The 13,224-nt window shown below is 32.6% G+C and carries 8 protein-coding genes; all 8 read left to right on the forward strand.

Translation table 11 applies throughout. The annotated features are described in order from the left end of the window. Positions 1-99: 99 nt before the first annotated feature. A complete protein-coding gene (gene rny / locus H510_RS0102730) occupies positions 100-1,662 on the forward strand; it encodes a ribonuclease Y (RefSeq protein ID WP_026902910.1) in 1,563 nt (520 codons plus the stop codon). Positions 1,663-1,792: 130 nt separating this feature from the next. After that, positions 1,793-2,302, forward strand: a complete 510-nt coding sequence (locus tag H510_RS0102735; RefSeq protein ID WP_026902911.1) for an Mpo1 family 2-hydroxy fatty acid dioxygenase — start codon at positions 1,793-1,795, stop codon at positions 2,300-2,302. Between the two features lie 108 nt (positions 2,303-2,410). Then, positions 2,411-5,215 carry a TonB-dependent receptor gene (locus H510_RS0102740; protein WP_026902912.1) on the forward strand — a complete coding sequence of 935 codons (2,805 nt, stop codon included), beginning with the start codon at positions 2,411-2,413 and terminating at the stop codon, positions 5,213-5,215. A gap of 75 nt (positions 5,216-5,290) precedes the next feature. Then, the gene (locus tag H510_RS0102745; protein ID WP_026902913.1) at positions 5,291-6,667 is read left to right on the forward strand and encodes a hypothetical protein; all 1,377 of its coding nucleotides are present in this window, start codon (positions 5,291-5,293) and stop codon (positions 6,665-6,667) included. 97 nt (positions 6,668-6,764) lie between these two features. Continuing rightward, the gene (locus H510_RS0102750) at positions 6,765-7,100 is read left to right on the forward strand and encodes a hypothetical protein (RefSeq protein ID WP_026902914.1); all 336 of its coding nucleotides are present in this window, start codon (positions 6,765-6,767) and stop codon (positions 7,098-7,100) included. A gap of 714 nt (positions 7,101-7,814) precedes the next feature. After that, positions 7,815-8,411, forward strand: coding sequence for an RNA polymerase sigma-70 factor (locus tag H510_RS0102755; RefSeq protein ID WP_026902915.1), 597 nt, complete (start codon positions 7,815-7,817; stop codon positions 8,409-8,411). Between the two features lie 86 nt (positions 8,412-8,497). Then, entirely contained in the window at positions 8,498-9,649 is a 1,152-nt protein-coding gene (locus tag H510_RS0102760) for a FecR family protein (RefSeq protein WP_026902916.1), read from the forward strand. Positions 9,650-9,836: 187 nt separating this feature from the next. Further along, entirely contained in the window at positions 9,837-13,223 is a 3,387-nt protein-coding gene (locus tag H510_RS0102765; protein WP_245584778.1) for a TonB-dependent receptor, read from the forward strand. Position 13,224: the final 1 nt, after the last annotated feature.

The raw sequence follows: 13,224 nt of genomic DNA on the forward strand, positions 1-13,224 counted from the left end.
ACACCTCGGTTATTTGTACCTTTAACCTGTAATTGAAGTTTACAATACATGAAATCTAAGAGTTAGTTGCGGTTTTTTTATTTTATTTAACGACATTTTATGGAGATAATGATTTACCTCGCTATTGCAATTGTTGCTTTTGGTGGAGGAGTTTTAACAGGAAGAGTACTACTTCGTCAGCTACTAAAACAACAAGAAGTAGCAGCACAATCTAAAGTAAAGAAGATTTTAAAAGATGCTGAAAATAATGCTGAAATCTTAAAAAAGAACAAATTATTAGAGGCTAAAGAGAAATTCTTGCAAATGAAAGCAGATCACGAGCAAGAAATCAATCAAAAAAATATTGCCATTTCACAAAGAGAGAACACTTTAAAACAAAAGGAACAGTCTCTCAATCAGAAATTAGAAAATCAAACCAGAAAAGAGCAAGAGCTTGATAATCTTAAAAAGAAGTTAGAGCAACAAACAGAAATTGTTGTTAAAAAACAAGAAGAGGTTGAGGCTATCAAAAATCAACACATCAAAGAGTTAGAAACTATTGCTGGTTTATCTGCCGAAGAAGCTAAAACACAACTAGAAACTAATTTAAAAGAAGAAGCCAGAACCAATGCTATGGCTCAAATTAAAGATATTGTTGATGAAGCTAAAATGACTGCAGCTAAAGAAGCTAAAAAAGTAGTTATACAAACCATTCAACGTACAGCTACTGAGTCTGCAATAGAAAATACCGTATCTATTTTCAATATCGAAAATGATGAAATTAAAGGTAGAATTATAGGTAGAGAAGGCAGAAATATCAGAGCTTTAGAAGCTGCAACAGGTATAGAAATTATTGTTGATGATACGCCAGAGGCTATCATCCTTTCTGGTTTTGACCCTGTAAGAAGAGAAATTGCCCGTTTAGCACTTCACCGTTTGGTAACAGACGGACGTATACACCCTGCCAGAATTGAAGAGGTGGTAGCCAAAACTCAAAAACAAATTGAAGAAGAGATTATTGAGATAGGCGAGCGTACTGTTATTGATTTAGGTATCCATGGCCTTCACCCAGAGTTAATCAGAATGGTGGGTAGAATGCGTTACCGCTCTTCTTACGGACAGAATTTATTACAACACTCTAGAGAAGTTGCCAACTTCTGTGCTACTATGGCATCAGAACTAGGGTTAAACGCTAAATTGGCTAAAAGAGCCGGATTATTACATGATATTGGTAAAGTACCTGATGATAATCCAGAATTGCCACACGCAATTTTAGGGATGCAGCTAGCAGAAAAATATAAAGAGCACCCTGAAGTTTGCAACGCTATTGGTGCACACCATGATGAGATAGAGATGACTTCCATGATATCCCCTATTATCCAAGCTTGCGATGCTATTTCTGGTGCAAGACCAGGCGCAAGAAGAGAGGTAGTAGAAAGCTATATCAGAAGACTAAAAGAGTTGGAAAGCTTAGCTTTATCTTACCCTGGCGTTGAAAAAACCTTTGCTATACAAGCTGGTAGAGAGTTAAGGGTGGTAGTAGAAAGTGAAAAAATAAGTGATGCGCAATCTGAAATTTTAGCTGCTGATATTTCTAACAGAATTCAAACTGAAATGACTTATCCTGGTCAAATCAAAGTTACCGTTATCAGAGAGACTAGGTCTGTAGCATACGCAAAATAGGTTTAAAGTATAGAGTAGAAAGTACGGAGTAGAAAGTATAAAGACCCTAAATTTTTGAGTTAAAGAGATTTAAACTTAAAGAATTAATATCAAGCGGTGGATTTATCCATCGCTTTTATATTAAAATGAAATGACTAAAGTAAATCAAGAAGAAAAAAGAGAAATAGACGTTTTGTTTGATGAGTATTCAAAATCGCATCAGCATCCAACAAATAAACTTATCCATTGGATATGTGTGCCACTTATTTTATTTAGCATCATAGGTTTAATAACCGCCATACCTTTTCCGCATATTGCCTTTTTAGGAAAATATAATACTTACATCAATTGGTTTTCTTTTCTATTAGCGGGTAGCATCTATTACTATCTAAAACTATCGCCTTTGCTTTCTTACTTAATGTTATTTGTAGTGGGGGCTATGTATTTTTTCATTGTGCAGCTAGAATATGTAGAGCAAGCTGGTGGTCCAGCACTATGGCAAGTAAGCTTAGCAATATTTATACTATCGTGGATAGGGCAATTTATAGGGCATAAAATAGAAGGCAAGAAGCCTTCTTTTATTACAGATTTGAAGTTTTTATTGGTCGGACCTATTTGGCTACTTCATTTTATTTTAAAAAGGTTCAACATCAGATACTAAGGTTAAGTGTTAACCTTTTCTTAACACATCAATTACTGTTACTTAATTTTAAAGTAACACCCACGTAACATGTAGCTAATACTTTTGCAACAACTAAACAAAGCAAAAGTGAATCAAAAATTATTTAGCTCATTTTCTATCATTAGCATTCTGCTAATAACTTTATCCATTAATGTTTTTGCGCAAACTGGAAAAATAACAGGTAAAGTTACCGATAAAACTACAGGAGAAACATTAATAGGTTTAATAGTTGGTATTGATGGTACAACTAAAGGCGCTGTTACAGATATTGAAGGTAGATATTCTTTACAAGGTTTAGCACCGGGTAAGTATAATTTAAGTTTTAGATATCTCGGGTATCAAACTAAAAATGTAACGGGTGTAGAAGTTAAAAGTGGCGTAGTTTCTACTTTAAATGTCATCATGGAAGAGTCTGCCAGTAAAAGTTTAAATGAAGTTGTGGTTACTGCAACTTATAAACAAGCAACAGTTGGAGCTTTATATGCGCAGCAAAAAAATAATGTAAGTATATCTAGCGGTATTTCATCTGACATCATCAAAAGATCACCTGATAGGAATACTTCCGATGTTTTAAAGCGTGTAAGTGGGGCAAGTATTCAAGAAAATAAATTCATTATTGTAAGGGGGCTTAACGATAGATATAACTCTGCTCTTATTAATAATGCCATTTTATCCTCTACAGAACCTGATAAAAAAGCTTTCTCATTTGATATTTTTCCATCTAATTTAATTGAGAGAATAGTAATAAATAAAACGGCATCTCCTGATTTACCTGGTGATTTCGCAGGGGGTATTGTTCAAATTTTTACAAAAGATGTACCTGATGAGAATTTTACCGAGATATCGGTTGGTCAGGGATATAACAATATATCAACTTTTAAGGATTTTAAATCAAATGTTAATTCTGAAAATAAATGGATAGGTTTTTCTGCAAATTCAAGAGCACTACCCGCTGCATTTCCTACAGATAGACAGTCTTACGCTACATTACCAGATGCACAGAAAGCAGATGCATCAAGACTTTTCGACAATAGCTATCCAGAGTCAGTATCAACTGCTATTCCTTCTCAAAATTATCAAGCTACAGTTGGTTTAAGAAAGGATTTAAAAGATGATGCTACAGTTGGTTCAATTATATCTTTAACCTACAGAAGTGCTCAGAATCTTTATCAGTTTTTAAGAAATGACTGGGATAATCCCGATACCAGAACTATTTATGCAAAAGAGTACTATGACGCTCAAAATAAATTTAATGTTACTTGGGGTGGTATAGCAAACTTCTCTTATAAAAAGGGTAATAATAAGATTTCATTCAAAAATTCATATAATAGAGTTTTAGACGAACTTTACTATACTAGAACTGGAGAGAATAGAAATAACTTAGTTGATGTTGATTTTAGATCAAACGAGTTAAGCGAAAAGAGCTTTTATAATACTCAATTTGAAGGAGACCATTTATTTGGTAAAAAGAAATTAAAGTTCAATTGGAATTTAAACTATGCTAATATCAATCGCTCACAACCAGATTTAAGAACTATAGAATATACAAGGTCTATTGGAACTCAATTGCCTTTTGAAATGGTAGACAGAAACTCAAGAAGATTCTTTTCTGATTTAAGTGATAATAATATAGGTGGTTCTGTTAACTTATCAATTCCTTTCAATTTCAAAAAAGAAGTTAACACCTTAAAAGTTGGTTTACTAGGTCTTCAGAAGTATAGAGATTTTAGCTCAAGAATCTTTAACTATCAAACTCAGGCTTCAGGAGCAGAAGCAGCCAGATTAATTTCTCTACCTTTTAATGAAATCTTTCAACCAGAAAACATTAGAGCAGATAGATTTATCTTAAATGAGTTTACCAATAACCCAGATGCTTATAAAGGTCAATCAACCTTAGGTGCAGGATATCTAATGTTAGATAATAAATTGTCTGAGAAATTAAGATTGGTTTGGGGAAGTAGATTAGAATATTTTTATCAGAACATAGATGGAACAGATTTAAGCGCACAACCAGTTGATGCAGAGGAAATTTATCTTGATGTATTACCTTCTTTTAATTTAACCTATTCTTTAACAGAAAAGTCTAATTTAAGACTATCCGGATCTAAAACTGTTACCAGACCAGAATTCAGAGAATTAGCTCCATTTGCTTTCTTTGATTATCAAACTACAGCCTCTTTATCGGGAAATCCTGATTTGAAAAGAAGTTCAAACTATAATGCTGACATCAGATTTGAGACCTATCCTTCTGCAGGTGAAGCAATTACAGTATCAGCTTTTTATAAGTATTTCCAAAACCCTATAGAACTTATTGCTAACTCATCATCTAATTCAGATTTGAGAAGATTTTCATACCAAAATGCTAATAGTGCAATAACTTTAGGATTGGAAGTAGATTTTAGAAAAACTTTAAGTTTTATTTCTGATAAAGGATTCTTTAATAATACCACGTTTTTTGCAAATGCCTCATATATCAAATCTGAGGTTAGCTTAGGTAATGTAGGAGGAAATCAGAATAGAGCTTTGCAAGGTCAGTCACCCTATTTAATCAATGGTGGATTGCAATATTCGGATTCAAAATTAGGTCTTACTCTTAGTACTTTATATAATAGGATAGGCCAAAGGATAAACGTTGTTGGTTTCCAGGGTTATCAAGACTGGTATGAGAACAGTAGAGATGTTGTGGATATACAAATCAGCAAACAAGTATTTAAATCAAAAGGGGAATTTAAATTGAATGTTTCCGATTTGTTAAGCCAAGATTTTGTGACCTATCAAAATATGGATTCTCAAAACGCTTTTAATAAGGATATTGATAGAAATATCTTTACTAACAATCCTGGAAGGTCTATTTCGCTTTCTTTTTCTTACAAATTCGGAAATAGAAATTGATAACAATATGTTAATGTGTATTTAAAGCACACTTAATTTTTACTTATCATCTTTGAGCAAATAAAAAATAAAGAAATGAAAAAATTAAATCTCTTAAGTTTATTGGTGTTATTAACAGTATTAATAAGTAGTTGTGGTAAAGATGACCCTACTGAAGATACTGGTCCTCAGCTTGAAATTGTTAATCTTCAAAGCGGCGCTACACTAGAAGGCTCTTACAGTGGAAAAGATATTAGACTAGCGGAAGGAACTTATACATTAAAAGCTTATGTTTATTTAACTGGAGGTTCAAAACTAACTATAGCTCCAGGATCAATCATTAAAAGCGATATTACACAAAAAGGAGCTTTAATTGTAGAAAGAGGTTCTCAGTTAATTGCTGATGGTACAGCTGCTAAACCGATTGTATTTACTTCTGGTAAAGCAGTTGGACAAAGACTACCAGGTGATTGGGGAGGAATTATTTTATTAGGTAAAGCACCAACCAATCGTTCAACTGAGCCTTTAATAGAAGGTGGTGTAAATAGGAACTACGGTGGTACAGATCCTAACGATAATTCAGGTATATTAAGATATGTAAGAATAGAGTTTGCTGGTATAGCAGCAGAACCAGGTTCTGAAATAAATGGTTTAACTTTAGGTGCTGTAGGTTCTGGTACAACGCTAGATTATATTCAAGTTGCTTATGGTAATGATGATGCTTATGAGTTCTTCGGTGGAAATGTAAATGCAAAACATTTAATCGCTTATGCAACAGCTGATGATGATTTTGATTTTGATTTTGGCTACACAGGTAAAATACAATTTGCTGTAGCACTTAGAGATCCTGAATTTGTGGATTCTGGTGATGCAGGTAATGGTATTGAGTGTGATAACGATGGAGCAGGTTCTTCTGCAACCCCTATCACAAGACCTGTTATATCTAATATGACAATTTTAGGTCCAAATGGCGCTGCTAATACTGCGGCAAATCATAACTTCGCAAATAGATTTAGAAGAGGAACAAGATTTGTTTTAAATAACTCTATTTTATTAGGTCATCCAGACGGTGGTTTGTCTTTGGAATCTAACCCTACCTATGAAGCTTTTATAGCTGGAAATTCTGAATTCAAAAATAACTTAATTTATGCGTTAGCTGCTTCATTTAAATTAGGTGGAGATGTAACAACTGCAGGTGCTACTGCTGCTGCAATTCAAACAAAAGCTACAACAGACGGTACTTTGTTACTAGCAAACTCAGCAGGTGCAGGTTTAACAGATCCATTCAATTTACTTACTCCTAACTTCTTACCAGCTACTGGTTCTGTAGCGTTAACAGGAGCAGCTTTTTCAGGTGCTACCAATGATACGTTCTTTGAAAGAGTAACTTATAAAGGTGCTTTTGGTGGAACTTCAAACTGGGCTTCTGGTTGGACTAATTTTAACTTTACAAAAACAGCTACTGGTTATTAATTCTTAAATATTAACAGACTAGCTTGATAATATCAATAAAAATCCCGTTACTCAAGTGACGGGATTTTTTTACATAGATTACTAAAATAATCACCATATGAAAAACACAATAATAATGCTAATACTATCATTAATAATATTTAGCTGTAAGAAGGATAATCTTGCAATTCCATCATCAAAACAAGAATCTTATAAAATAGAATCCAATCAATTTAATGCTACCTTAATAAAATTAAAGGATACTCAGGATTTAAATCTAGTTTTAAACGCAAAAGATAGTCTCTTATACAAAGAAGTCAAAGTATTAAATGAATACTATCATTTTTATTTTAAAGTTTATAGCAAATCGACAGGAGAATCAGTTTTACTTCATGGAAATATAAATGAGGATTCGAAAAAGCTTACATATTACACATATTTCGTAAAAGAATAATCAAAATATATGACGGATTTCTTAAAGTCTCGTTACTTTCCGTAACGGGACTTTTGTGGATAGGTGTCCTAACTTAAATTTGCAGCTATAGCTTAAACTCTTAAATATAATATTTTGCTCTAAATGGTGTAATAACGCTAGAAAAGAAAGCAGGTAAAGTCTTCTTGTATCCAATAATTATTTGCTTTTAATACCTCTTCGCCCAAATACAAGGTGTTCTCGTTTTGCGCAAGTATAAGGAGTTAGGTAAGCGAGTAAAAAAGCTACTTGGACCTTAATTAATAGTTCTAACATTTAAGGCGTGTCGTATGTGTAAATCAAAAGGGTGAATACCTAAATTAGAGTATACCTTTTCAATGATAATAAGAATATTCTAATATTTTTTTAAACCTGTAAGATTTTCTCCAAATACTCAAAATTCACTATCTCATAAGCTAACAGAGGATTTTTTTGTTAGATCTAAATATCCCTTATAAATAATTGTAAACTATCCAATATTTAAACAAATCTTTTACTTTGTACTTTCTACTTAAATAATATAGCTTATACAACTTTGCATTCGAGTTTGCATTAACTTAATCAAGTTTTTTATTCAAAAAAACTTGAAGCACTTTGCATAAATTTAAACAACTTAATTCTTAGAATTTTAAAATATATAATTAAAACCATAAATTAGATATTCTAAATATTATTCCTTGCTATAATTTTGTTTTTTTGAATACGAACTCCTTTTCCGATTTGGATGATTCAAGTTTAACTGTTCTGTTGCAACAGGGGTATGAACAGGCTTTTAAACAAATTTATGAACGCTATAAAGGTGTTCTCTATCTACATGCGGTAAAAATGCTAAAAGACCGTGATGAAGCACAAGATGTTGTACAAGAAATATTTACCAAACTATGGGATAAAAGAGAAACAATCATCATTAACACAACACTATCCGCTTATTTATACACCGCTATTCGTAATAAAATACTGGACATATTTTCTCATGAGAAAGTGGTTGCCACCCATCAACAATCTTTGCAAGATTTCATCAATCAAGGTGAATACCAAACAGACAATTATATGCTAGAAAAGGAATTAATTGTTTTGATAGAAAAAGAAATCTCAGCACTTCCAACAAAAATGAAAGAAGTATTTGAATTGAGTAGGAGAAAAAATCTTTCTTACTCGCAAATTGCCGAACAACTAGATATTTCAGAAAATACAGTTAGAAAGCATATTTCAAAAGCCTTGTCTAGGCTCCGATCTAAACTTACTTTCATACTTATAATATTCGCTATTGTATTAAAATACGTTACCCAATAATAATAGTGCTAAAAAAAATATCTAGAGTACTACTTTAATAAAACATAACCGTCTTTATTATAATTGATGGTTCATCAAAAATTAAAATGAAAAAATTAAATGCAACCCAACTTCTAGAGAAATATCGCTTAGGAACTATAAGCGATGAAGAAAAGGCAATTTTGGAAGCTTGGTACAATAGCTATGTTAAAAGTGAAGCTATGATTAACCTATCAGAAAAAGAAATTGAACAAGATCTTTTAAAGATATCAGAAAAAGTTCCTTTCGCTGATACTAAAATCAAGCAGTTAAATAGAAATAGATTTATAATAAAAGTAAGTGCAGCTGCTGCTTTAATTTTTCTTTCCTTATTCACTTTTCTTTATTTTAATAGAACCTCAGAGAAGTCTAAAACTATTGTAGAAATACAAAAGGAGATAATCCCAGCACAAAATAAAGCAGTACTAGTTTTAGCAAATAATAAAAGAATAGTTTTAGATGATTCTTCAATCGGAGAGTTGGTAAATCAGTCAGATATATCGATAAGTAAAACTGCTGATGGAAAATTAAAATATAAAGTTCTAAAAAGTAATACAGAAGAAGCAGCAGAAGTACAATATAATACTATTAGTACACCACGTGGTGCACAATATCAAGTAGAGCTAGCAGATGGCTCTCTTATATGGTTAAATGCATCATCATCAATAAGTTTTCCAACTCGTTTTGACGGAGATGACAGAGTAGTAAAGATTACCGGAGAGGTTTATTTTGAGGTAGCAAAAGATAAAAGCAAACCATTCCGCGTAAGTACAGGAAACCAACTTGTTGAAGTTTTAGGAACACATTTTAATATAGATGCACATAGTAAGATTGCTATAAAAACTACTTTGTTAGAAGGTTCTATAAGGGTTTCATCAGGTGGTAGTAAACGAAATGCGAAAATTTTAGTTCCAGGAGAGCAGTCTTTATATGATCATAACAATTTAACGATTCAAATTTCTAAAGTAGACTTAGAAAAAGCTGTAGCATGGAAAAATGGATACTTTTTATTTGTTGATGATGACTTAACAACCATAATGGAAGAAATTTCTAGATGGTATGATGTTGATATTATTTACATTGGTAATAAAAAAATCAGTCAAAAATTTAGCGGTACCATATCTCGGTCTAAGTCACTTGCTCAAGTTCTTAGAGTTTTAGAAGTAAGCGGAAATGTAAACTTTAAAGTAGAAGGAAGGAGGATAAAGGTTATGTTTTAATTTTACTTTTAGGTTAAAACAAGAATCCCTAAAGTGCAGCGAACACCTTAGGGACAAATTGGGTTAACCCATTCAAATTTTCTACATCAATACAAACAAATTATAAACCCAACATTTCAAATGTATGAAATTTTATTGTTTTAATTTTTTCGGCTTATCCACCGAAAAATTCAAAATTTTGATGATCATGAAGTTAACGTTCATCATATTAGTCGTAACATTATTCCAAGTTAGAGCAAGTAGTTATGCTCAGAATATCAACATTAAACAAACCAATAGTTCAATAGAATCGGTTCTTAAAAAGGTAAGGGTGCAAAGTGGTTATGATTTTTTTTACAATTCTGATTTAATAAAAAGTGCAAAACCCATTAGTATTGACATTAAAAATGCAACTATAAGTGATGCTTTAAGTATAATTTTTAGAAACCAATCTTTAAGTTATACTATTGAAGAAAAAACCGTAATTATTACTCCAGCACCCTTAGTTAATTTCAATATAGACGTTAAGGGTAAAATTATTGATGAGAAAGGCGAATCATTACCTGGCGTAAGTGTAAAAGTGAAAGGCGAGAATCAGGCAACTTCTACTGATATAAATGGTAATTTTATATTGAAGAATGTTAAAGAAAATGCCGTTATACAGTTTTCTTTTATTGGATTTCAGAGTATTGAAGTATCAGCAAAAGCTGATGTAGGAATTATTACACTCAAAACAAGCAGTGCTAACCTTAGTGAAATTTTAGTTGTTGGCTATGGTACAGTACGTCGGGGTGATGTTACTGGGGCAATTACATCCTTAAAACCCGATGCTATTGAAGCTTCGCAAGCTGTTTCTGTAGAAAATATTTTACAAGGTAAAGTAGCAGGAATGTTAGTAAGCACATCAAATGCTAGCCCAGGTGCAGCTTCTTCTATTACAATAAGAGGAGCAAACTCACTTCGTGGTGATAACCAACCATTATATGTGATTGATAATATTCCGCAGGCATCAACCGGAGAAATTCCCTCAAGTGCTTTCGGTGGTGGCGATTATGAAATTGCACAAAATCCCTTAACTAACTTAAATCCATCAGACATTGCAGATATTCAAGTATTAAAAGATGCTTCTGCAACAGCCATCTATGGTTCGCGTGGTGCAAATGGTGTAATCATTATTACTACAAAAAAAGGAATTGCAGGAAAAGCAAAAGTAAGTGGAAATGCCAATTACTCAATAGTGCAAGCAACAAACTTACGCGATATGATGAGCCTTTCTCAATTTGGAACTTACAGAAATGAGAGAACTGGTGTTGCAGGGGCACAATTTTTTCAAGTTGAAGATCAAACACGTTATATCTTTCCAGGAGGTGTGTACGATGCTAGTGACCCTTCTACATATTTTATTCTGGAGGAAAGAAATTGGCAAAAAGAAATTTACCAATCTGCTTTAAGTCAAAATTATGATTTAACCTTAACAGGAGGTACAGATGCTATAAAGTATTATTTATCTACTGATGTAAAACTTATCAACGGAATGATAAATGGTACAAGTTTAAGCCAACAAGGATTACGCTTAAATTTAAATGGTGATATCACCAAAAAGTTGAAATTTGCAATTTCAATGAGTGGTAACCTTAGGAAAAATGATATGATGAGTGGTGGTAATAGTAGAGGTGGAGCTACAGGCTCTATAGCCCGTACTGCTATTGATTCTGCCCCTTTTGAATTTCCAGCAGGAGATCCTCTATTGAATAATAGTGAAGAAGCTAGAACTACAACTTTGGCTTGGTTAAATGATTATGATGATTTTACCATAGAAAAATCTGCCCGTGTTTCTAGCGAATTAACGTGGCAAATATCAAAAAACTTCTCATATAACTTACGTTCTGGTGGTAACATCAGGCTACAAGATCGGGATAGATGGTATGGGACAGATTTATTTTTGGGTTTAAACAATAATGGTTATTTAGGTTTAAATTCTTTAAACGCTAATAATTATACGGTTGAAAACTTAGTTAATTACAACTATTCAATTAAAAATTTGGTTGATATAAGTACAACTGCTGGTGTTACTTATGATGATTATGGTTGGATAAACACCTCAACAACCGCATCAAATTTTCAGTTTAAAAATTTAAGAACAGAGGGGCTACATTTAGCTTCTATCATTAATCAACAACAACCACAACAAAGAGATTATCAATTACTTTCTTTCTTGGGAAGAGTAAATCTATCATTTTTTAAAGGTAAATATTTAGCAACCCTTACCGGTAGATCCGACGGTTCTAGTAAATTTAGAAAAGGTAATAGAACAGAATTTTTCCCTTCTTTAGCATTAGCTTGGAGAGTGGAGCAAGAAGAATTCTTAAAAAATATTAATTGGATAGATCAATTAAAATTAAGAGTAGGTTACGGTAAAACCGGAAGTCAATCAATTTCTCCTTACAACAGTTTTTATAATTATGATCAAGTAATTGATTATGCAAATGCCATTGGTGATAAACAATTAGCAATTGCAGTTGCGAACTTGCAAAACAGTGATTTAAGATGGGAAACTACTTCTGCTTACAACGCAGGTATCGATTTCTCCTTGTTTAAAGGTAGAATAGGTGGAACCATTGATGCTTATTACAAAGAAACTAACGATTTGTTAATTGAAAAAGCCCTACCTACTTCAACCTCATTTAACTCCATTACCTTAAACCAAGGGGCTATGAGTAATAAAGGTTTAGAGTTAAGTTTAGATGGTGATATTGTTAAAACCAAAAACTTTAAATGGACCTTATCTGCAAATATAGGTAGTAACCAATCACAAATTAAAGATTTAGGATACGCAGAGGCAAAATATGGCAATGAAACTTATAGAGCTTATCTAGGAAACGCTATCGGGGACCATTTTGGTGTAGCAAACATATTTATAGTAGGTAGAGAACCTGGATTGTTTTGGGGTTATAAAACAAATGGAATTATTCAAACTGGAGAGACTGGTTTACCAACATCTGCTTTATTTACTCAGACTCCTGGAAATATTAAAGTAGTTGATGTAACGGGCGATGGAAGAGTTGATGCTAATGATAGAACCATTATTGGTAATCCAAATCCAGACTTTAGTTATGGTTTTAGAACATCATTCAGCCACAAAACGTTAACATTATCTGCTACATTTTATGGTGTCTATGGCAATGATATTGTTAACGGAAACTTAAGATACGAAGAAACACCATCAATAAACACAGGGAATTTAACCAAGTATGCGTTTGAAAATCGTTGGACACCAACTAACCCGTCTAATCTTTTCCCTTCTGTAAATAGCAATTTACAAAATGTGCTTTATGATAGATATGTTGAAGATGGTAGTTTTTTAAGATTAAGTGATATCACTTTAAACTATAATATTCCCAAAAAATTACTTAAAAAAACTGTACAGAATGTAGGTTTATTTACATCAGTAAAAAATGTGCTTTTAATTACAGATTATACAGGCTACGACCCAGAGATGAGAACTTTTGCTTTTGATGGGCTAAGACCTGGCATAGATCTAAATTCTTACTCAAACCCACGTCAGTTTATTTTTGGTCTTAATATTACATTTTAAT

It is taken from the genome of Pedobacter glucosidilyticus DSM 23534 (assembly GCF_000425145.1).
In the GTDB taxonomy this organism is placed as follows: domain Bacteria; phylum Bacteroidota; class Bacteroidia; order Sphingobacteriales; family Sphingobacteriaceae; genus Pseudopedobacter; species Pseudopedobacter glucosidilyticus.